Source organism: Streptomyces sp. NPDC050619 (genome assembly GCF_040654815.1).
Lineage (GTDB): Bacteria > Actinomycetota > Actinomycetes > Streptomycetales > Streptomycetaceae > Streptomyces.
The window spans coordinates 181167-201257 of record NZ_JBFAIR010000013.1 but is presented as its reverse complement, the minus strand read 5'-3'; the positions used below and the strand labels follow the sequence as shown (position 1 = coordinate 201257).

The 20091-nt window shown below is 68.2% G+C and carries 19 protein-coding genes and 3 pseudogenes; 11 read left to right on the top strand and 11 right to left on the bottom strand.

Annotated features, from left to right (window positions below; all coding sequences use genetic code 11):
• Positions 1–467: 467 nt before the first annotated feature.
• A complete protein-coding gene (locus AB0I77_RS22655) occupies positions 468–1061 on the top strand; it encodes an NAD(P)H-dependent oxidoreductase (protein ID WP_363284457.1) in 594 nt (197 codons plus the stop codon).
• 79 nt (positions 1062–1140) lie between these two features.
• On the opposite strand, the gene AB0I77_RS22650 is transcribed toward AB0I77_RS22655, so the two are convergent.
• Positions 1141–2172, bottom strand: coding sequence for a LacI family DNA-binding transcriptional regulator (locus tag AB0I77_RS22650; RefSeq protein WP_363284456.1), 1032 nt, complete (start codon positions 2170–2172; stop codon positions 1141–1143).
• 186 nt (positions 2173–2358) lie between these two features.
• On the opposite strand from AB0I77_RS22650, the gene AB0I77_RS22645 reads away from it, so the two are divergent.
• The gene (locus AB0I77_RS22645) at positions 2359–3138 is read left to right on the top strand and encodes a fumarylacetoacetate hydrolase family protein (RefSeq protein ID WP_363284455.1); all 780 of its coding nucleotides are present in this window, start codon (positions 2359–2361) and stop codon (positions 3136–3138) included.
• A gap of 170 nt (positions 3139–3308) precedes the next feature.
• On the opposite strand, the gene AB0I77_RS22640 is transcribed toward AB0I77_RS22645, so the two are convergent.
• Entirely contained in the window at positions 3309–4577 is a 1269-nt protein-coding gene (locus tag AB0I77_RS22640; RefSeq protein WP_363284454.1) for an MFS transporter, read from the bottom strand.
• 742 nt (positions 4578–5319) lie between these two features.
• Between AB0I77_RS22640 and AB0I77_RS22635 the strand changes: the two genes are divergently transcribed.
• The 3 genes from AB0I77_RS22635 (at position 5320) to AB0I77_RS22625 (ending at position 7997) form a co-directional block, all read left to right on the top strand.
• On the top strand, positions 5320–6321 hold the full coding sequence (locus AB0I77_RS22635) for a C-terminal binding protein (protein WP_363284453.1): 1002 nt from the start codon (positions 5320–5322) through the stop codon (positions 6319–6321).
• On the top strand, positions 6321–7385 hold the full coding sequence (locus AB0I77_RS22630; RefSeq protein ID WP_363284452.1) for an aminoglycoside phosphotransferase family protein: 1065 nt from the start codon (positions 6321–6323) through the stop codon (positions 7383–7385). The genes AB0I77_RS22635 and AB0I77_RS22630 overlap by 1 nt, the downstream gene beginning before the upstream one ends.
• Positions 7386–7466: 81 nt before the next feature.
• Positions 7467–7997 carry a cupin domain-containing protein gene (locus AB0I77_RS22625; protein ID WP_363284451.1) on the top strand — a complete coding sequence of 177 codons (531 nt, stop codon included), beginning with the start codon at positions 7467–7469 and terminating at the stop codon, positions 7995–7997.
• Positions 7998–8487: 490 nt separating this feature from the next.
• Here AB0I77_RS22625 and AB0I77_RS22620 read toward each other — a convergent pair whose 3' ends face one another.
• The gene (locus AB0I77_RS22620) at positions 8488–9387 is read right to left on the bottom strand and encodes a LysR family transcriptional regulator (protein ID WP_363284450.1); all 900 of its coding nucleotides are present in this window, start codon (positions 9385–9387) and stop codon (positions 8488–8490) included.
• A gap of 179 nt (positions 9388–9566) precedes the next feature.
• Here AB0I77_RS22620 and AB0I77_RS22615 point away from each other — a divergent pair, with 179 nt between their 5' ends.
• The 3 genes from AB0I77_RS22615 to AB0I77_RS22605 all read left to right on the top strand — a co-directional run bounded on the left by AB0I77_RS22615 (position 9567) and on the right by AB0I77_RS22605 (position 11913).
• Positions 9567–10739 (top strand): acyl-CoA dehydrogenase family protein, encoded by a 1173-nt coding sequence (locus tag AB0I77_RS22615; protein WP_363284449.1) that lies wholly within the window; start codon positions 9567–9569, stop codon positions 10737–10739.
• A gap of 87 nt (positions 10740–10826) precedes the next feature.
• Entirely contained in the window at positions 10827–11357 is a 531-nt protein-coding gene (locus AB0I77_RS22610; protein WP_363284537.1) for a flavin reductase family protein, read from the top strand.
• Positions 11358–11511: 154 nt separating this feature from the next.
• The gene (locus AB0I77_RS22605; protein ID WP_363284448.1) at positions 11512–11913 is read left to right on the top strand and encodes an SRPBCC family protein; all 402 of its coding nucleotides are present in this window, start codon (positions 11512–11514) and stop codon (positions 11911–11913) included.
• Positions 11914–11942: 29 nt separating this feature from the next.
• Here the strand turns inward: AB0I77_RS22605 and AB0I77_RS22600 are convergent, their stop codons facing one another.
• The 4 genes from AB0I77_RS22600 to AB0I77_RS22585 all read right to left on the bottom strand — a co-directional run bounded on the left by AB0I77_RS22600 (position 11943) and on the right by AB0I77_RS22585 (position 14276).
• Positions 11943–12842 carry a transposase gene (locus tag AB0I77_RS22600; RefSeq protein ID WP_363284447.1) on the bottom strand — a complete coding sequence of 300 codons (900 nt, stop codon included), beginning with the start codon at positions 12840–12842 and terminating at the stop codon, positions 11943–11945.
• Positions 12839–13132, bottom strand: a complete 294-nt coding sequence (locus AB0I77_RS22595; protein WP_363284446.1) for a hypothetical protein — start codon at positions 13130–13132, stop codon at positions 12839–12841. The genes AB0I77_RS22600 and AB0I77_RS22595 overlap by 4 nt, the downstream gene beginning before the upstream one ends.
• A gap of 72 nt (positions 13133–13204) precedes the next feature.
• On the bottom strand, positions 13205–13483 hold the full coding sequence (locus tag AB0I77_RS22590; protein ID WP_363284445.1) for a MarR family transcriptional regulator: 279 nt from the start codon (positions 13481–13483) through the stop codon (positions 13205–13207).
• A gap of 319 nt (positions 13484–13802) precedes the next feature.
• Complete coding sequence (locus tag AB0I77_RS22585; protein ID WP_363284444.1) at positions 13803–14276, bottom strand: hypothetical protein; 474 nt, start codon at positions 14274–14276, stop codon at positions 13803–13805.
• A 652-nt stretch (positions 14277–14928) separates the two neighbouring features.
• Between AB0I77_RS22585 and AB0I77_RS22580 the strand changes: the two are divergent.
• Positions 14929–15079, top strand: a pseudogene (locus AB0I77_RS22580) (IS5/IS1182 family transposase); the annotation flags it as partial.
• A 1-nt stretch (position 15080) separates the two neighbouring features.
• On the opposite strand, the gene AB0I77_RS22575 reads toward AB0I77_RS22580, so the two are convergent.
• On the bottom strand, positions 15081–15854 hold the full coding sequence (locus AB0I77_RS22575) for an SDR family oxidoreductase (protein ID WP_363284536.1): 774 nt from the start codon (positions 15852–15854) through the stop codon (positions 15081–15083).
• A gap of 204 nt (positions 15855–16058) precedes the next feature.
• Positions 16059–16165, bottom strand: a pseudogene (locus AB0I77_RS22570) (ferredoxin); the annotation flags it as partial.
• A 97-nt stretch (positions 16166–16262) separates the two neighbouring features.
• Between AB0I77_RS22570 and AB0I77_RS22565 the strand changes: the two are divergent.
• Together AB0I77_RS22565 and AB0I77_RS22560 are read left to right on the top strand one after the other, a co-directional pair.
• Entirely contained in the window at positions 16263–16892 is a 630-nt protein-coding gene (locus AB0I77_RS22565; RefSeq protein ID WP_363284443.1) for a TetR/AcrR family transcriptional regulator C-terminal domain-containing protein, read from the top strand.
• 225 nt (positions 16893–17117) lie between these two features.
• Positions 17118–17873 carry a transposase family protein gene (locus AB0I77_RS22560; protein WP_363284442.1) on the top strand — a complete coding sequence of 252 codons (756 nt, stop codon included), beginning with the start codon at positions 17118–17120 and terminating at the stop codon, positions 17871–17873.
• Positions 17874–18004: 131 nt separating this feature from the next.
• Here AB0I77_RS22560 and AB0I77_RS22555 read toward each other — a convergent pair.
• Both AB0I77_RS22555 and AB0I77_RS22550 read right to left on the bottom strand, forming a co-directional pair.
• A pseudogene (locus tag AB0I77_RS22555) lies at positions 18005–18175 on the bottom strand (IS5/IS1182 family transposase); the annotation flags it as partial.
• A gap of 676 nt (positions 18176–18851) precedes the next feature.
• Positions 18852–19991, bottom strand: a complete 1140-nt coding sequence (locus AB0I77_RS22550; RefSeq protein ID WP_363284441.1) for a GDSL-type esterase/lipase family protein — start codon at positions 19989–19991, stop codon at positions 18852–18854.
• Between the last annotated feature and the right edge of the window lie 100 nt (positions 19992–20091).

The following is a 20091-nucleotide window of genomic DNA, read 5'->3' as shown; positions in this document are numbered from 1 at the left end:
ATCGGGTCAGAAGAATCGGGTCAGAGAAATCCGCCCGTGCCGGTCATCGGGGGCGTCCCCGCAGCCGGAGGCGACGGAAGGCGTACGGAGCGAGGTCCTCCCCGACGAAACGGGCTCGGTCGGCCCCCGCTGGGCGGCACCTGGATCGGCGCAGCGGCGCTGGGCACGAGCGAGAAGGTCATGGCGAAGGTTGCTCGTTCATTGCGGCTCTTCATGCTAACGATAGCGCAATCGTGCAAAGCGGTGGCTGCTCTGTCAAGAGCGGGGCGTCGCTCGATCCATCGGCGGTCGCCTGGTTTGGCGCCCCCTTGTTTCGTCCTTGGTTCGTCCGGACGTTAATGCTATCGTTCGCACAGCCGGTGCTCCGGTGAGAACTCCGGCGGACCCGCGCCCTTCTGGACGACGGACAGCACAGGGGGCGCGGGTCCGCCGGGCCGCAAGGCGTCCGACAGGGAAGAGAGCCCGACATGACACTCCAGCCCTCCGTGGCGCCCATGACCCTCACCACCGTTGTGGCCAGTACGCGCCCCGGACGTGTGGGCAGGTCCGTCGCGGACTGGTTCGCTCTCCGCGCCTCGGAGTGCGACCAGTTCGAGTCCCACACCATCGACCTGTACGAACTCGCTCTGCCCTTCTTCGACGAGCCGCATCCGCCCGCTCTGCGGCAGTACACGAAGAGCCACACCCGCGCGTGGAGCCGGATCGTCGACGCGTCGGACGCGTTCGTCTTCGTCACCCCGGAATACAACGGCTGCTTCCCCGCCCCGTTGAAGAACGCCTGGGACTACCTCGCCGTGGAGTGGCAGCACAAGCCGGCCGCGTTCGTCAGCTACGGAGGCGTCTCGGCGGGCACTCGCGCGGTGCAGATGGGCAAGCAGGTCGTGGCGAACCTCAGGATGCTGCCGATCGGCCCGACCGTGAGCATCCCGTTCGTCAACGGCCTCGTCGAGGGCGGCGATTTCAGGCCCGGCAAGATTCACGAGGCCGCTGCCGAGCAGGTGCTCGACGAACTCGCCCGCACCGCCCGCGTCATGGGGCGGCTGCGCAGTGGGACGTACTGACCCGCGCCGCACATGCGAAGGCGCCCGGAGTGCATCGCTCCGGGCGCTTTCGGCGTTCGTAGGTGAGGCCGCCCCTGGCTCAGGCGGACCTGGACGAAGCCTTCCCGGCAGGCGGTGCCGTGCTGCCGCGCAGGACCAGTGATCCAGGGGAGACCGACGTGTACGGGCCGTCGTTGCCCGGCTTGGTCTTGAGCCGGCGCATCAGCCACAGCGCGCAACCGGTGGCCATCTCCTGGATCGGCAGCCCGATCGTCGTCAGTCCGGGTCCCCACCAGGAGAACCCCGGCTCGTCCCCGAACCCGACCACGGACAGCTCCCCGGGCACCTTCACGTCCTGCTCGGACAACTCTTCCAGGACCCCGATGGTGAGCTGAACCGATCCCAGCACGAGCGCGGTGGGCACGTCCGGCCCCTTCAGCAGCCGGCGCACCGCCTGGCGGCCGTAATCCACGGATGACGGCGGTCCCAGCTCCGCCCGCCCGGCGTCGTCGGGCAGGCCGCCTTCGCTGAGGGCGCTGTGAAAGCCGCGCAGACGCTCCGCGCCCGTGGGCAGTTCCTCGGGGCCGCCCACGTATGCGATGCGGGTGTGCCCCTGGGCCACCAGGTGGGCCGCGGCCTGGCGCAGTGCCTCGTGGTCGTCCACGCCGAACCACTGGGAACCGAGCAGCGGGTGGCGGCGCAGCAGCTGAAGGTGCGGCAGGCCGCGCAGGAGCTTGACGGAGTCGCCGTGCGGGCGTGCGGTGGGCACGATGATGACGCCGGCGACGCGGTTGGCGGACAGCTCGCGCAGGTGGCGCAGCTCCACCATCCGGTCGTCGTCGGTCTCCGAGAGCATCAGCTGGAAGCCCTCGGCCTCCATGCTCTTGGACAACTCGTGCGCGATCGTCGAGTAGAAGCTGTTGCGGATGTCCGGGATGACCAGCGCGACCACGTTGCTGGACGCTCCGCGCATCATCCGCGCCGCCCGGTTGCCGACGTATCCCATCTCGGACGCGGCCTGGCGGACCCGGAACTTGGTCTCCTCGCTGATGCGCGGATCGTCGGAAAGCGCCCGGCCGACCGTCGACACGGAGATGCCGAGGCGTTCGGCGATGTCCTTGGTCGTGATCACGTAAGGGCCCCCTCGAGCTGACTCATCCCGCTGCCGTCACTTTCCGTATGCCAACGATAGCATTTCGTCGCACTCTGTGTGGTCAGAGAGGTGGTGGTTCCGGGTTGATCACCATCATTGTGCTAACGTTAGCATTGCTGAATGGGCAGTGCAGCCGCCCACGGCTGCCTAGTTGGGGAGGTGTCCGTGCGGATCGTCAGGTATGCCGTCAGCGGCGTGCGTCACTACGGAGAGCTGGAATCCGGTGACGAAAGAATCGCGCGATTCGACGGTGATCCCTTCACCGGACTGTTCCCTACGGGGGACGTCGACGAAGTCGGCGACGTGGTCATTCTTCCGCCGCTCGAGCGACCCCGGATCTTCGGGTTCGCCTACAACTACGCCTCGCACGTCGACGAGACCGACCGCGAGATTCCGGAAGTTCCCGTGTGCTTCATGAAGCCGAGCACCGCGGCGATCGGGCCGGGTGACGCGATCGTCTATCCGAGGGATGGCGAACTGATCCATTTCGAAGGCGAGTTGGTCGTCGTCATCGGAAAGGAAGCCCGCCATGTGAAGCCCTCTGAGGCCCATGAATACATCCTCGGCTATACGTGCGGCAATGATGTCAGCGACCGCATCGTCCAGCGCAGGGAAAGCGCATTCGGAACGCTGCTGATCGGCAAGGGGCAGGACACGTTCGCCCCCCTCGGGCCGGTCATCGCGACCGAACTCGACCCCTCGGCACTGTCGCTGACGACCCGTGTGAACGGCGCCGTCGTGCAGTCGGCGAGCACCGCCGACCTGCTGCTCGACGTTCCCGGCATCGTCAGCTACCTCAGCCGCTATCTGACACTGCTGCCCGGAGACGCGATCATGACCGGCACGCCGTCCGGCGTCGGGCCGATCCGCCCCGGGGACGAGATCGAGGTGGAGATCGAGGGCATCGGTGCTCTGCGCAATCCGGTCGTGGCCGAGAGCCTCTGACGTCGGACACCTGCCGGGCGATCGCGCCACGGGCCTGCCCACCGCTCGGCGGTGGGCAGGCCCGTGGCATGTCGGCGGTTGCCTTCGTGTGCTGTCGGAGGAGCGCCGCCGTGTGGCACCGGGCGGGCGCCCGGTGCCACACGGCGGCAGATGTCCGGCGGACCGACTCGCTAGTGGACCGCGTTGTTGAACTTCGAGGGGCGGACGAAGGTCAGGGCCAGGGCGCCCGCCAGTGGCAGCACCGTGACCTGCAGCAGCCCTGCCCGGTCCCAGCCGAAGGAGTCCACCAGGGCGGCGAAGAGCAGGCCCGAGAAGGCCGCCGGCCCGTAGTAGCTGGTGACGAAGAGACCGGAGGCGCGTCCGATCTGCGCGGGACGGACGGCCCGCTGTATCGCGCTGTTGGTGTTGGGGTAGACGAAGCCGAGGCCGAAGGCGCCCATGAGGAAGGCGAACACGCACTGCATGCCGATTCCGGCCTGCGTCTCGTAGATGCACACGCTGATGGCGGAGACGGCCAGCATGCTCAGGATCAGCAGGTTGCGCTGGTTGAAGCGGTCGCCGAGCCAGCCGCCGAAGATGGCCGTCATGCCGCCGAAACCGAGGCAGCTCATGGCCAGGGCGGCCTGCCCGGAGGTGTAGTGCAGCGAGGTGATGAGGAACGTCGGGTAGAGACCGAGGAACCCGTAGATCGCCACACCGCTGAGGACCGCGTGGACGGCCAGGGCGATGGTGTTGCGGTTGTAGGCGGAGGTCGGCATGTACTCGTAGGTCTTGGTCGAGACGACCTTCTCGGCGGAGTGTTCGGTGAGCCCGGCTTTCACGAGGAAGACGGCGGCGGCGGCGATCAGCAGGCCGGCCGCGCCGAACAGGTAGAACGGCGAGTGCCAGGTGCCGTGCATGCTCACGAGCTGGACGCCGATGAGCGGGGCGATGAACACGCCGACGGAGTAGCCCACGCCGATGACGCCGAAGGCGAGGCCCCGCCGGTGGGCGAAGAAGGCGCCGATCGCCGCGAAGATGGCGGCGGACTGCATGCCCTCCCCGAAGCCGGAGACGACCCGGTACAGCGTCATGTCTGCGAAACCGGTGGCCAGAGGCGTGGCCATCGTGCCCAGGGAGTAGATCACGATGCTCACCACCAACACCGTCTTGCGGCGGAAGCGGTCCAGGAGGTAGCCCGCGGGCAGACCGGCCAGGGCCATGCCGAGGGTGAAGTTCGTCGCCAGCAGCCCGCCCTGCTCCAGGGAGAATCCGTACTCCGCACGGATGTTGGGCAGCAGGGGAGGAAAGACCTGGCGGTCCATCGCGTTGACCATGTAGGAGAGGACCACCACCAGGAAACCCACCCCGATCATGGGGCGGGACAGGGGGGCCGGGGTCTTTTCCTGCGTGTCGCTTGCGGGTACCGCACTGGTGTCGACTTGCGCTGCGTGAGTCATAGCGGCTCCTGAGGAGGAATGGGCCACGGCAGGCCGCGGCGGATCCATCGCCGGTACGGGGACGTACGGGCGATGAAGAGAAGCGGTGAGCTGAACACGGACTCGAGTCGACGACGGCGATGGTGTCGGCGACTGGCGGAATGAGGGCGACGGGCTGCCGCTCGGTCGGACACCGCATGCGGAATTCAGCCGTATATCGCCCGTCGGGGACGTCCGTGGCTATGGCGTCTTCGACAGCCGGACCCTGTGCGGACACTTATCGGTCACACGGTCGGCACTGGCAGAAACCATGAGGGCGAAGTCTCTTGCGCGTCAAGGTGTGAACGCCGGATTTCTTCGGCGTTTCTCGATTTCCCGTGATGGCTGGGCTCCTCGGAGCGGAGCGAGCCCCGCGGCAGGGATGCCGGGACCGGGTACGCGGCGCACTCTCGACGTGAGGAAGAGGCGGAATGCTATCGTTAGCATCACGTGGCTGTGACAAAGTGATTCGATGTGCCCCGACATCTCGTGATCCGTTCCAGGGGCATCCTGTGGCGCCCGCACCGACCACAAGTCGGCGAGCGCCGGCGACCCCGACCCGAGCCCAGCGACCCCCTCCCACCCCGCCCTGGCGGCCGACGGCCAACCGGACATGCCGACGGCCGCCCTTCCGGGTGGCGATCAGACCCGCTCATCGGACACGACCGGACGTGACACCCGGCCGGTCCGCCGCGGCCGCACGATTCTGCGAGGACGACCTGCCATGAACCCACCGAGCCGCCCAGGCACCGTGCTGCTCACCGACTACGCCTGGCCCGACGACTCCGTCGAGCGATCGGTCATCGAGGAGGCCGGCCACACCCTGGTGACCGGCCCCGCCGATCCCGCCTCAGCCGAGGCGATCGAGGACCTGGTGGCCGAGCACCGGCCCGCCGGAGTCCTGACCTGCTGGGCTCCCGTCTCCGCCGGCGCGATCGGCACGTCGCCGGATCTGCGGATCGTGGCCAGGCTCGGGGTCGGACTCGACAACATCGCCGTGGACGCCGCCACCGAGCGCGGTGTGTGGGTCACCAACGTGCCGGACTACTGCGTCGAGGAAGTCTCCGACCACGCCGTCGGCATGGTGCTGGCCTGGACGCGGGGCCTGGCCGTGTCCGACCGGGAGGTCCGCGCGGGCCGCTGGGATCCCGCCGGTGCCCGGCTGCGCCGACTGTCGACGCTGACCTGCGGCGTCGTCGGATACGGGCGCATCGGACGCGCCACCGTGCGCAAGCTCGGTGCGTTCGGCTGCCGGATCCTGGCCCACGACCCGCATCCGCCGAAGGACGCCCCCGGAGTGGAGATGGTGGGCCTGGAGGATTTGCTGCGCCGCAGCGACGTGGTGATCCTCCATGTGCCGCTCACGCCGGACACGCACCACATCATCGGTGCCGAGCAACTGGAGCTGATGTCACCGGGTGGCCTGCTGGTCAACGTCAGCCGGGGTGGCCTGGTGGACACCGACGCGGTCGTCAAGGCGCTGGACAGCGGACACCTGGACGGAGCCGCCTTCGACGTACTGGAGACCGAACCGCACGTCCCCGCCGGACTGCTGGACCAGCCGGGAGCGCTCCTCACCCCGCACATCGCCTTCTCCTCCGACGCCTCGGTCACGGAACTGCGCCGCCGAGCCGCCGAGGAAGTCGTACGGATCCTGGCGGGCGAGGCACCGGCCCACGCCTGCAACCGCCCCCTCGATCCGATCACCGGGTCCGGTGACCGGTGATGAGCCCGACCTCCGCGCAGGTGAGCCCGGGCCCCGTCCCCGACCTCGCGCTGGCCGACTTCCTGACCGCCCGCGAGCTCGCCGGACCCGGCGAAGCCGCCCGCTGGACGCCATTGACCGGCGGTGTCTCGTCGGATCTGTGGCGAGTGGACCTGCCGGGACGTTCCCTCTGCGTCAAACGCGCCCTCGCCAAGCTGAAGGTCGCCGCCGACTGGCAGGCACCGGTCTCTCGCAACGCCTTCGAATGGGCGTGGATGCGCTTCGCGTCCCGGCACCGCCCGGAGAGCGTGCCCGAACTGCTGGCCCACGACCCCGAAGCCGGTCTCTTCGCGATGGCGTTCCTGCCACCCGAGCACTACCCCGTGTGGAAAGCGCAACTGCTGCGCGGCGAGGTGCGGGAGACGACCGCTGCGGCGGTCGGAGAGCTGCTCGGCACCCTGCACGCGGCGAGCGCCGGCGACGTAGCCCTCGCCACGGCGTTCGCCACCGACGACAACTTCCACGCGCTGCGTATCGAGCCGTACCTGCTGGCCACCGCCGCCGCGCACCCTGCTCTGAGCGACATCCTCCAGAGCCTCGCCGACCGCACGGCCACCACGCACCTGGCCCTGGTGCATGGTGACGTCAGTCCCAAGAACATCCTCGTCGGACCGTCCGGGCCCGTGCTGCTGGACGCCGAGTGTGCCTGGTACGGAGACCCGGCCTTCGACCTCGCCTTCTGCGTCAATCATCTGCTCCTCAAGAGCCTGGTGGTGCCCGAGCGCCGCGCCGATCTCCTGCGGTCCGCCCGAGTGCTGGTCGAGGAGTACGTGCGGTGCGTCGACTGGGAGCCTCGGCCGGCCCTTGAGGTGCGAGCCGCTTCACTGTTGTCTGCACTGCTGCTCGCGCGGGTGGACGGCAAGTCCCCGGTGGAGTACCTCACGGACGACCGGCACCGGATGTTCGTACGCACGGTGGCATCGTCCCTGCTCAGGGCACCCGCCCCGACCGTGGCGGAGGTCCTGGACACCTGGGCGGCCGAGCTCGGTCCCTCGACCGGGCCCGGCAACGGCCGATCCGGCTGACCCGACCGCCCCGACCGATTCGACGGGTCCGGCGGCCCTTCGGATCCCACGGACCCGACTGACGCGATTGAGGAGAGACGCATGCGCAGAGTCGTCACCGGCCATGACGAGAACGGCAGGTCGGTCGTCGTCAGCGACGGTCCCGTGCCGCGCAGCCGTGAGTTCACCAGCCTGCCGGGCTGGGTGTCCCGCCTGCCGTGGGCCACCGAACCCGGCGAACCGGTCGGCCGGACCGGAGAAGACCCCACGCCGAAGGTCACCAGCCTGCTCCCTGCACCCGGCGGTACGCGGTTCGTCGTGCTGACCTTTCCGCCGGACACCGCGATGGCCGACCCGGCGTTCGATCCCGTCGCCTTCAACCAGGAGCAGCGGGCCGACTCGCCCGGCATCGCGGACCTCATGGAGCCCGACGGCATGCACACCACGCCGACCGTGGACTACGGCATCGTGCTGCAGGGCGAGATCGTCCTCGAACTCGACGACGTCCGGTGCACCCGCCTCTCGGCAGGGGACATCGTGATCCAGAACGGCACCCGCCACGGCTGGCGCAATCGAAGCGACCAACCGGTCACGATGGCCTTCGTCCTCGTCGGCGCGGAACGCGACGGCTGACGCGGCGGTCGGTTCGGGCGGTAACCGGGCTCCGTGGTTCCCCTGCGGGGTCGGCGATACAGTCGCCGGCGAGAGTGGGCGGGCCCTGGACGCCAACGGGCTTGCCGTTCGCGTCCACGAGTTGGCCCGGCACCGCACGACACGGCCAGCATGCGCATGCGGCGAGGGTCCGCAGTGGCTGGCTGGCACGATGACGGTCGTCCATTTGCGCCGGGGCCGTAATCCCCGGGTGGTCGGCGCACCGCGTTCGCCGGCCGACACCGGTTGCCGCGCCGCCTGACCTGCCTGACCTACCGTTCGCGGCGCCGGGAGCCGCGGTGGCGGGTGGGAAGCGCGAGGGTGCGGCCCGAGCGACGGCCGGGGTCGTTGCGAGCTGCCAATGTGCCGTTCTTCGTAGTGGGAGTGCGTGGTGTCGGGCTGAAACACGTTGCGTACGAGCAATCCGGCGTCCGTGCACTGTCCCGGCAACGCGCTCAACGCCCAACGGCGGTCAGTCGGTTGCCCGCGGAGTCTCCGGGCGGGCGAGCGTCTCTCTGGCGTACTGGAGGAAGGCACGCGCCCGGTGGGTGGGGGTGACGTGTGCCGCGTGGGCGATCACGAGCTCGACTTCGTCCAGCGGGTCGCTCAGGGGCACGGATGCCAGGGGAAGTCCCTCGACACTGGTGTCGGTCGGCCAGGACTGGATCAACGTGGCGAAGCCGAGGCCGCGTGCGACCATGCTGCGGACCGCCTCGATGCTCGAGGTCCGGTACCGGATGTTCGGCTCTGCTCCCGCGAGGGAGAACCAGTGGTCCGCGTTCTGCTGGGCCGGAGGCTCGGAGTAGATGATCAGTGGTTCGTCCGCCAGTTCAGCGAGTGAGACGGACTCGCGCTCGGCCATCGGATGGCCGGCGGACACGATGACGTACGGATGGCTGCGGTGCAGCGTCGTGCAGGACAGACCGGGTTGGGCGCCGAACGCGTACAACAGGGCCAGGTCGCAGGCGCCCTGGAGCAGGGCCTGGCGCATCTCGTCCAGCTGACCCTCGATCAGTTCGACGTCGACCGCCGGGTGGACCTGCCTGAACCCGTCCACCAGGGGCGGAATGAGAAACGGCGTCAGGGCCGCGTAGCACCCGATCGTCAGGCGGCCGGCCAGCCGGCCTTCCTCCGCCTGTGCGCTCGCCCTGAGTTCGTCTGCCTGCGCCAGCATGGCTCGGGCACGGTCCAGGACCCGGCTGCCGGCCTCCGTGAGGAAGGCTCCCTTCGCCCGGCGTCGTACCAGCAACTGGACCCCGAGGCGGCGTTCCAGGTCGGCGATCGCCGTGGAGATGCTCGCCTGGGAGGCATGGCACCGCACCGCCGCCGCGCTCATGGAGCCGGTGTCCGCCACCGCGACGAAGTATTCCAATTGGCGTAGGGAAAAACTGGCCGCCATTTCGCTCCTGCTGTCATGGGATCCCTGATAAGCCTTATAGGAAAGTTCTGGTTTTCCTGGCCGTAACGTAGATGTCATCCTAAGCCGCAGTCACCTTCTGAAAAAGACTCGGTTGACGACCAGCCCACGCATATTGAGCTAGGAGCCCCTTCATGGCCACGCTTCTTGACCCCGCTCGATCCCAGGACCGACAAACCGGCGACAACGTGCTCGGTCAAGTCCGCGCACTTCTCCCCGAGATCGCGGCACGTTCTGCCGAAGGTGAGAACGCACGGGCTGTCCCGGCGGATCTCATCGCCGCCCTGCGTGAGGCGGGCGTATTCCGGATGGCCCTGCCCAGGGTGTGGGGCGGAGAGCAGCTTGGGCTGCTGGAGGCCGCCCGGGTGGTGCGGGAGATCGCACGAGCCGACGGCTCGACGGGCTGGACTGTTCAGGCCGCTTCGATGGCCTGGTTCTTCGTACGGTCCCTGCCCCGGGAGACGCTGGAGAACGAGGTTTTCGTGGGCGGTGCCGACCTGATGCTCCGTGGAGCCGTGGCTCCGAAAGGGCTGGCGACGCCAGTGAGGGGCGGCTACCGGATCAGTGGTCGCTGGCCGCTCGCAAGCGGCCCGTTCACCCCGGACTGGATGCTCGGAGGATTCCTCGTCGAAGGGGCGCCTCCGCTGCCGGACGGCCGCCCGGACATGCGGGTCGCGCTGTTCCGGCCCGAGCAGGTCACGTTCCTCGACACGTGGGACGCGGTCGGCCTGCGTGCCACGCAGAGCACCGACTTCACGATGGACGACGTCTTCGTGCCGGAACAACACACGGGGCCGATGTTCGGCGACAACAACATCCCCGCTCCCCTCTACGACCTGCCGTACTCACCGACGGGGGCCTCGCACGACGCCGTCATCCTCGGCGCCCTGGAGGGTGCGCTCGCCGATCTCTCCGCACTCGCCGCCACCAAGCGGCCGGCGTTCAACCCCAGGGTGCTGCTCGGTGAGGACCCGGTGTTCCAGGAGAAGTTCGCGGAACTGCATGTGCGCACGATCGCCCTGACGGCCCTGTCGGAACACACCGGACGCCTCGTCATGGACCGTGCCCTCGCCAAAGAGGCGCCCACCCCGGCCGAGTGGTTCACCTACACCGGCGGCACGCAGCACATCCATCACGAGGGCATCCGACTCCTCAACGAAATCATGACTCTCTCGGGCAGCGCGGGCCTCTACAGCACCAGCTCACTTCAGCGCCGCTGGCGCGATGTCCGCTGTGTTTCCCAGCACGTGGTCGGCAACAACGGCGCGATACGGCAGCTGGGCGCGGTCTTGTCGGCGCAGAACTGAAACCTGTCGCCGGCGGTGCCCTCGAAGTACCGCTCTGCACGATCCGAGCCCGCGCCAGGAACCAATTCACCATCTCTGGAGAACGCAATGAGTCTCAATGCGACACCGGCCAATCCCGCTCTCCTGCGTCAGGCTTTCGGCTGCTTTCCGTCCGGGGTGACAGCCGTGTGCGCACTCGACTCCGGCAGCCCGGTGGGCATGGCCGCGAGCACGTTCACCCCGGTATCCCTGGCACCCGCTCTGATATCGGTCTGTGTGCAGGACACCTCGACGACATGGCCCCGACTGCGTAAGCGAAATCGAGTGGGTGTGAGCGTGCTGGCCGAGGGACAGGACGCGATCTGCCGGTCACTGGCCGGCAAGGCCGGCGACCGGTTCGCGAGCGTCGACTGGGATGCCGACGAGGAGGGCGGTGTCTACATCCACGGCGCAAGTCTCTGGCTGAACTGCTCACTGCACGCCGAACTTCCCGGAGGCGATCACACGATCGTGCTCCTCGAAATTCACGGTCTGAAGGCCGAACCCGAGCGGGATCCCCTGGTGTTCCACAACAGCCGGTTCCGACGTCTGGCCCAGGAGAGGGGGCGCGTCAGTCAAGGTGGAGCATCTGAGGGCTGATCCGTGGGTCGCGGTCCGTGACTGGTCCGGAAATGCTGGTCGGGAACGGGACAGGAGTGAGGACATCTGGAGTCAGTACGCAGGACGGGCCGGTCGTGAACGGCTCAGCGAAAGGCGCCTGACGGGTAAAAGCCTAAGAGCTCGTAACACGATCATGGCGGGACACGCTCTGGCCTTGCCGGGTGTCGTCCCTCGCTGTTACTGCTACGCCGCACTCCTGGATGCAGAATCCTGGCCGTCTTGGACCTCTTACTACGAGGTAGAGAAACCGGCACGCGTAGATGACCTCCGCACCATCCGTTCTCGTCTTGGACGGGTGTGCTGCCGCGAGCGCATTATCGAGTTGGTTCCCGACCAGCGGTTCAGCTACGAACAGGCCGCGGGGCCGTTCGCGTCTCATCGGGCATCTGTGGACCTGACCCGAGCACCCCATGGCGGCACCAACATCACTTGGTCAGCAACTTACCGGCACGCCCTCCCGCTTCTGGACACGCTCAGAGACGGCGCCTACAGGTCTGGGCCCACGATCTCGCTTCATACGCCAACTCAATCGTGAGCCGACACTCCTAGAAGCTGGCGCCAGGTTCATGTTCCGGTCTTCTTGAGCCGCCGCCAGCAGATCAGGCTGCGGGCCAACGAGAGGAAGGCGTCGTGGAGTTCAGGGCGGCGTTCCCATCGGACGGCGAGGCGTTTGAACTGGTGGAGCAGGGCGAAGGTCTGCTCGACGACGTAGCGGAGTTTGCCCAGGCCCTTGATGTTCGGGGCGCCCTTGCGGGAGATCACTGGCTTGATCCGGCGTTTGCGCAGTTCGCGCCGGACGGCCCGGGAGTCGTACGCCTTGTCGCCCAGGACCGAGACGGGGCGCCGGCGCGGCCGACCGGGCCGCCCGGCGACGGACGGGATGCCGTCGATGAGATTCAGGGTCTGGGTGATGTCGTTGACGTAGGCGGCGGTCGTGATGACGTGCAGCGGGGTGCCCCTGCCGTCGCAGATCAGATGGTGTTTGCTGGAGTAACTGCACTCTTTGGCGAGTTCCGGCACCGTGGATCCGGCTTCGTAGCGCGTCCGCAGGGACATCGCGAGCTTCTGCCGCCCGGCGGCCCGCGCTGCGGACCGCATCCGCAGGGTCTGCTGCGTGGTGCGAACGCTGCCGCCGGCCTCGATCAACAGTCGTCGGGCAGCACGCCTCGTCTCTCCCGCAACCGCGGAGAGCTCGGTGAGGGTCGCGCCGTGCTGCTCATACAAGGTCCGCAGATGGGCCGCGAGGCGTTTGCGTGCCTGCGCGTCCTGACGCATCCGACGGGTCTGCCATGACGTGCGCATCACGGTCCCGACGTCGTGGAGCCGGTTGAGGACCGTGCCGTACGACAGGCCACTGCTCGCGACGAGTTCGTCGACCGTGGCACCGGACTCGTACTGCTCGCGAAGCGCTCGGGCGGTGACCTCGTCGCTGTGACTGGCCGGGGTTGGAGGGGGTGGGTTCACGCTGCGGACTCCCATTCGCTGAGGGCTTCGGCATGGGCGGCGGCCAGCTCGTCGTAACTGCGCTGGTCGGCAGGGGTGATGAGGATCAGCCGTCCATCGGTGACGATCCGCCAGTCGGGAGCGGCGCGGCCGGTGACCGGATCGAGGACGCATCCGTCTGGGGCCTGCCACGCGGAGGGAATCTCGTCGGGGCGTGGTGCGGGAACCAGGACCCGGCGCCCATCACGGACGATCACCATGGCCCTGCCGCGGTGCTCCGACAGCCGCTCCAGCACATCCCGGTACGCCACGCGCTCGGCAGCGTGCAGCGCCTTGCGCTGGGCCGCGACGCCCGTGGTTCCATGCCGCTTCGCGACGGAGTCCTAGCCCTGAGCCGGCTTTGCGATCTCTTCGGTCGCAGCCTCCGGAGAGCCGCTGCCGAAGCCCTCCAGGGCGCGAGGTGCGAGGGTCCAGGTCTCTCCGCTGTGGTGGACGAGGCCCTGGTCGGCCAGGCGTCGCACGGTGCGGTAGATGGTGGCGCGGGATACCGATGACGAGCCGACAAGTTCGCCGACCGTCTGTGCCGGGCGGGCGTGCAGTGAGCCGATGAGCAAGAGCGCGGCGCTGCCCAGACCGTGGTGGGCGAAGGCGTCGTGGCCCATCAGGCGGCCGTGGAGTCGATGTCGGCCGCTGCGCCCGTCTCAGGGATGGGCCACTCCTCAAGTGCCGGGTCGGGGGGGGACTGAGTGGTCCGGAAACGAGACCGCAGAGTGGGGATGATGCGATCGTCGGCGCTGCCGTCGGCGAGGTACCAGGTCGAGCCCTCGCGGCCGTGGCCGACTCGCAGCCGGCGCAGCCAGCCTCTCGGTTTGAGGACGGTCTCATAGACGACCCGCAGAGTCGTGCGGGAGATGCCGGCTTCCTCCGCGGTCTGGCGTTCGCTGGCATGGTGCAGGGGACCGCCCGCGATCTCAGCGAAGTTCAGGTGCCGCGCAGCACCCGCAGCGCGGTCCGCCCACGCTCTCCGCGCCAGGGCGTCGTCTCGATGCGGTCGCGCAGCGCGGCGAGAACCTCGTGCGCGTCGTGGTGGGAGCCCAGCACTCTCGTGTTGCTGACCGCGGCCGCAGCGCTGTCCCACGCCCGGCGGATGTAGTCCCGTGCGCCTGACTGGCCGGAGCGCAGCGCGATATTCCGGGGGTGCCGTCCGCCTTCGTGCTCGGCGTGCAGCAGGAGCTGGGCCAGTTGGTCGGCGGTGCCGCCGGCGCGCGCCACGTGGCAGGCGATGGCTGCGGTGATCCGGTGCCCGTGGTCGGCCGCTCCCTGGCGGTCTGCGCGAAGCACTACGGCCCGGCCGTCGGAGCCGAGGCGGCTGTAGCTGCCAGCGGCGTAGCGGCCGGTGAGGTCCCCGAGCAGAACGAGATCGCCTGCAGCTGGAGGCAGATAGTGAAGACCCAATCGCTCGCCTGGGTGGAATGGCCGTCGTAGAGAACCTGTCTGGTGGGTGCTGTGTGGCACTGTGGAGCCGTCCCGCAAGGGCAGAGACGCCACCCAGGCCCGCTAAAACCACGGGCGGTGTCCGGTACCGACCTCCAATCGGCGCCAGCGATGCCTCCAGGATGGCCATCCTGGAGGCATTCGTATGCCTGGCTCCGGTGCTGGAGGCAGGCGTCCCCATCGCGGCTCGACCGAGATCGATTCCGAGTGCCGTCAGCGGGTACACAGCCTGATCAACGCCGTCTGATCTGGGCCGACTCGGACCAAAACGGAGGCCGGATTGGAGTGGTTTGCGTCACTCGGTCACGAGGTGGACGTGGACGCTCGCGAGGTTGACATGGATGACCAGCGGAGGTGGCGGTGCCGCGAGTGTGTTCCCTGTCAAGTTCTACGTGTTGAACCTCGTGCGCGGATGCTCAGGCAGGGGTTGACGTTGGATGTAACACAGTGAGCGTTTTCCAACCTCAATTTGAGCAGGTCAGATGCAGGCTGATCCAGAACACGGCGCGGGTTGAAAGCGGCTCACTGGATGAGGTTCCGCCCGCCGCGGCGAAGTACGTCGCCGATCTGGTGAAGGCCCCGGCCACCGACTTCGCGAAGTACACGTTGGTCGGCCGGAGTGGCCCGCGAGATCCCCTTCCGCCTGCAGCTACTTGGACCCCGACTGCGCCTGTGCCGGTACCCTCGTCGACTGGGCCAAGACCTGTCTCAACCTCACGATCAAAACCGTGAGCAGGCCCAAGGGTTCGCAGGGCTTCGTGGTCGCTACTCGCGGAGCATCGCGCCGCCGTTGACCGACCAGACCTGCCCGTTGATCCACTCGCCGTCGTCGGACAGGAGGAACGCGACGACGCCGGCCAGGTCTTCCGGCTTGCCGAAGCGGGTGCTGGGAAGCGTCATGCGGGTGAACTCCAGCGCCTCCGGACTCAGAGCCATCTTCTGCGCGGATTCGGTCAGCACGACTCCGGGAGACACGCAGTTGCAGCGGATGCCCTGCTTGCCCCAGCGGGAGGCGATGTGCCGGGTGAGTGCGTTGATCCCCGCCTTGCTTGTCTGGTAGGCCGCACGCGCATGGTCGCCCACGTGCGCCGCGAGGGAGGAGGTGTTGACGATGGCACCACCGCCCTGTTCCAGCAGGAGGGGAAGGACGGCGCGGCTGGTGAGCGCGAAGCCGATCAGGTTCACTTCCAGGGTGCGCCGCCATACGGCGGGGTCCATGTCGAGCAGATCGCCGTCACGGCCCAAGGTCTCCGCCGAGACGTCGGCGGCGACGTTGTAGAGGCCGTCGGCGCCGCCGAGTTGGGAGACGGCGGTGTCGACGAGCGCACGAACCGAACGCTCATCGGCGAGATCGAACTCGACGGCGAAAGCCGTTGCGCCCGTACTGGTGATGCGCTTGGCGGTGGCCTCGGCCGCGTCGATGTTGATGTCACCGACCACGACCGCCGCGCCCTCGGCCGCGAGCCGCTCGGCGGTGGCCGCGCCGATCCCGGAGGCACCTCCGGCGACGACGATGCGCTTTCCGTTGAGTCCCTGCATTGCACTACTCCTTGTCTGTTCCGGCGCCGCAGCGATCGTCTGCTGGTAACGCCTCGTGAGGGATTTGCGGGTCTGATGTCGACCCGTGATCTCGAACTGGGGGCCGTCGTCCGCGCTCTCAGCCCCTTGCGGGTGGAACCCAGCGGGGCAGATCAGTCCTGCGGTACCAAGGGCTGCCTCCTCCCGTCCCCCGGGGGTCTCGGTCAGCGGTACGACGATGTCTCCCTCTTCCCGGTGATCAAAGACGTCGGGGCGATCAGGGCGCACTGCCCGGCGCCTACGCACTTGGGTTCGTCCACGGTGAGCTTCATGGGGCTTCGTCTCTCGACCGGAAGGTCCACTTCAGACAACACAATATCCGACACTAGTTGGAAAACCAACACTTGTCGGTTAGGTAGAGTGTGGGCCATGACCACGTCTCGACGGAACGCGCCGGCAGGCGACCGCCGCGTACGGCGTACTCACGCGGCCCTGCAGGGAGCGCTGATCAAGCTCGTCGAGGAGCAGGACCTGGGGCAGATCAGCGTCGCGGACGTGGCGGAACAGGCCGGGGTTAACCGCACGACCTTCTACGACCACTACCGGGACGTGCATGAACTGGCCGAGGCCGCCTGCACCGCGACGATCGACACCCTCATCGAGTCCCTCCCCGCCCTCGACCCCGCGCTGGCGGCCCCGGATGCGGAACCCGCCCGCTCACTCGTCGCGTTCTTCGAGAACCTCGCCGAACACGCCGGCCTCTACCGCAGCCTCCTGGGACCGCAGGGCAGCGCCCGCGTCATCGACCACATCCGCAGCCGAATCTGCGCCAGCGTCCACGTCACGGTGCGCCTCAACGCCGGCGCTGCGCCGGACAGCGTCTCGACGACCGACATCCCCCACGACGTACCCGCCGCATTCACCGCCGGGGCACTCCTCGGCGTGGCCACCGACTGGCTCCAACGCGACAGCCCCCGCACACCGAACGAGATGGCCGAACTGACCTGGCAACTCCTCGTCACCCATCACCCCGCCGACGCCCGGCATGCCACAACATGAGGTGATCCTCCGGCTCGCGAGCCTCGAGAAGAATCGCCCGCACACGACGATCAAGACCGCAGTCGACAGCGCGAAAGGCTAGGCGCTGCGCAGCGGGGGATCGATGACACTGAGCGATTTCCAACATCCCGATACTGACCGCAAGTTGGACTCCCCTGCGCAACGACAAAGCTCCTGGTAGACGGGTTCTTGACCAAGATCACCCGCGCCTGCCAGGAGCTTCGCATGCTTGTCTACTCATCCTCGATCGATCTGTCCAGCCGAGCCCTGCGGTTCCTTACCGGTCAACTGGCCGCGCGGCGGGCGAAGATCGGTACACGGTGGCGACGTCTGGCCGTCGGCCGCTTAGCTCTGCTCACCCTCGCGCACCTGCGGTGCGGTGATACCTGCGCCCAGCTCGCTGCCGGATTCGGCATCGGGATTCCCACGGTCTACCGCTATATACGCGAAGCTGTCGAGGCCCTGGCCGCCCTCGCGCCTTCACTCGCCGAGGCGATGCGGACGATCCGCGAGAAGGCGTTCGTGATCCTGGACGGCACTCTGCTGCCGATCGACCGGATCGCTGCGGACTCCCCGTACTACTCCGGGAAACACAAGCGCCACGGCATGAACATCCAGGTCCTCGCCGATCCATTCGGACGCCTGCTCTGGGCCTCGCCCGCCCTGCCCGGATCGACCCACGACCTCACTGCTACCCGACACCACGGAATCATCGACGCGCTCACCGAGGCGGGCCTGAAGTGCTGGGCGGACAAGGCGTATCAAGGCGCCGGCGGGCCTGTTCGAGTCCCGTTCCGCGGTCGCCGTCTGAAGGGGTGGAAGCGCCGCCACAACACCAGTCACGCCAAGATCCGATGCGCCGGCGAACGAGCTATGGCCACGCTCAAGGGCTGGCGTCTTCTGCGGAAGCTCCGCTGCAGCACCAACCGGATCACCGACATGGTGAAGGCCGTCCTCGTCCTTCACCACGCGTCAACGTGAGGTTGGAAAACGCTCAGTTCCGGTCGCTGCTTCTGGAGGAGGACCGCGGTGCCGCAACACCCATGCGTGTGCCCACTTGCGCGCCGCGGCACCGGGGGGCGCCGGCTTAGAGGTCGTTTTCTCCCGTTGTTTCATCCCTGGATGCGGCTTTGATCCGTCGATGCCGGGTCGCGCCAGGAGACGGTTGCCTCGCCGGTGAGGCGGCGGGCCATCAGGTCGGACATGGCCAGGTGGATCATGGCCTCGGAGCGGGCCGGGAGGGTCTCGTAGTCGCGGGCCAGGCGGCGGTGGAGCATCAGCCAGGCGGTCGGGTCGGCCGCGCGGTGAGGTGCCTGCCGAGGCAGGTCCTGTTCCGCGCGGCCGACCCAACCGCAGGAGCGGACAGCCGGCCTCCCGTGAGGCCCAACGCGACTGATGGCATCGGCCCTGACGGTCAGCAGTCCCGCCAAGAGGTCACCGAGTCCTCAAACCGGCCTCATTGTCGCACCACCACGACGGCTCCACCGGCCAATTCGCACCAGCGAGGAAAGTCGATAGCCCCTGGTCTTCGAGGGGAAGACCAGGGGCCACCTGCCTTGACAGGACGGTCGTCAGCACCCGCGGTTCCCCAACCCCACGCCGGCGAGAACTGGGACCGCACCACACTCTGATGCACGCGTGTCACCTTGCCCAACGCGCAGAAACCACGACGGTCACGCTGTCGTCAACCTCCACGTCAGCACAGCGGTTCACGGCGTCTCCCACCCCCGAGGTTCACTCCGCCGGGTTCCCTGCCACCACAGCCCTCCGAAGGCACCGCGAGTCCTCCCCCTCCGCCGCCAGCTCCCTGAAAGCCCTCATGGACGGCTGTGCCCCGAACTGGCCGGAGGGCTGGCCCGTGATGGCAAGGAGCTGGCGTCCAAGACCTGGGGGAGACACTGTCAGGTCGGAGGAGCGTGGAAGCTCCACACCTGGTGCGAGGTGTGGAGCCCAGCTCACTCAGCGGAAGGGACCGTCGGTCGCGAAGGCGTGGGCTGCAAAGCGCTTGCCCATGCGACGGTACGCGGCGGCGGTGGGGTGAAGGCCGTCGGCCAGGTCGTCTGCCTCGTTGGGGCCGAGCAGTTCGCGTCCGTCGAGATAGTGGAGGTGGGGATCGGACGCTTGTCGTGCCGCAGCGATCCGGGCCAGCTCGGCACGGACCACCGCCAGCGACAATGCCCCGCCGGCCACATCGGCCGGGTCGCCCAGGGCAGCGAGCCTGCCGTCCGGGCCGGTCGTGGTCGGGCCAGGGGTCTCCTCCACGACCGGACAGCTCACCGGAGAGATCAACAGCAGTGGGGTGTCCGGGTGCCCGTCCCGGATGGTGTCCAGGAATCCGTGTACCGCGGGCCCGAACGTCCGCAGCCGGAAGGCGGACAGGCTCACGATGTTGATGCCTACCTTGAGGCTGATCAGGTCGGCAGGCGTATCGCGGATCGTCCGGGCGACATAGGGATCCAGCAGCGCGTTGCCCGCCTGGCTGAGGTTGATCACCTCCACCCCGCCGAGCGCAGCTGCCACCACCGGCCAGGTCCCGGTCGGGCCGTCGGCCTCGATGCAGTGGCTGATGGAACTGCCGTCGTGCACCCAGCGGCGCCGCCCGTCCGGCAGCGGTGCCAGTACGTCGCCGTCAGCGCGCAGTGCCACCAGTTCCGTCGGGGTCTGCTGTGGCAGCCACAACTCGACGTCCTTCATACCGGCCGGCAGCCCGGCGAACCGTACGGTTGCTGGTTCGCCCTGGATGAGTCCCTGTACGGCCCAGGAGTCCGTCATCCGCAGCACGTTGCCCACCGGCGTCTGCTGACGCCCGGCCAGGACGCCGTCCACCAGCAACTCCAGCATCCCGGTCGGGCGAGGGTGGGGGTCGGAGTCGAGCTGGACGGTCGAGGTGAGTACCTCGAACTCCAATGTGTGCGCATCGGTGCGGAACACCAGCCGCACCCCCGAAGGCATCACGGTCACCCCGTAGACCGACGGATCCTGGTACTGCTCCTTGGTCCACGCCGGCAACCGGCGCGGCATCACCCCTGTCTGTGTGGGCTCCAGGTCCAGCGCGCCCCGTATCTCCACCGGCCCGCCCACCAGTGGAACCGCCCGCATCGCCACCGTCACCGCTCCTGTCCCAGGTCAATGTGGGCCGGAGATGACATCGCCCCGGCCCCTCCGTAGCTCAAGAACTCCATGATCACAGACCCTTCCC

Coding starts and splice junctions, on each gene's coding strand:
- AB0I77_RS22655 (WP_363284457.1), top strand. CDS start 468: ATGACACTCCAGCCCTCCGTGGCGCCCATGACCCTCACCACCGTTGTG.
- AB0I77_RS22575 (WP_363284536.1), bottom strand. CDS start 15,854: ATGCAGGGACTCAACGGAAAGCGCATCGTCGTCGCCGGAGGTGCCTCC.
- AB0I77_RS22640 (WP_363284454.1), bottom strand. CDS start 4,577: ATGACTCACGCAGCGCAAGTCGACACCAGTGCGGTACCCGCAAGCGAC.
- AB0I77_RS22605 (WP_363284448.1), top strand. CDS start 11,512: ATGGCGGGACACGCTCTGGCCTTGCCGGGTGTCGTCCCTCGCTGTTAC.
- AB0I77_RS22565 (WP_363284443.1), top strand. CDS start 16,263: ATGACCACGTCTCGACGGAACGCGCCGGCAGGCGACCGCCGCGTACGG.
- AB0I77_RS22560 (WP_363284442.1), top strand. CDS start 17,118: ATGCTTGTCTACTCATCCTCGATCGATCTGTCCAGCCGAGCCCTGCGG.
- AB0I77_RS22550 (WP_363284441.1), bottom strand. CDS start 19,991: ATGCGGGCGGTTCCACTGGTGGGCGGGCCGGTGGAGATACGGGGCGCG.
- AB0I77_RS22615 (WP_363284449.1), top strand. CDS start 9,567: ATGGCCACGCTTCTTGACCCCGCTCGATCCCAGGACCGACAAACCGGC.
- AB0I77_RS22630 (WP_363284452.1), top strand. CDS start 6,321: ATGAGCCCGACCTCCGCGCAGGTGAGCCCGGGCCCCGTCCCCGACCTC.
- AB0I77_RS22610 (WP_363284537.1), top strand. CDS start 10,827: ATGAGTCTCAATGCGACACCGGCCAATCCCGCTCTCCTGCGTCAGGCT.
- AB0I77_RS22625 (WP_363284451.1), top strand. CDS start 7,467: ATGCGCAGAGTCGTCACCGGCCATGACGAGAACGGCAGGTCGGTCGTC.
- AB0I77_RS22635 (WP_363284453.1), top strand. CDS start 5,320: ATGAACCCACCGAGCCGCCCAGGCACCGTGCTGCTCACCGACTACGCC.
- AB0I77_RS22590 (WP_363284445.1), bottom strand. CDS start 13,483: ATGGGCCACGACGCCTTCGCCCACCACGGTCTGGGCAGCGCCGCGCTC.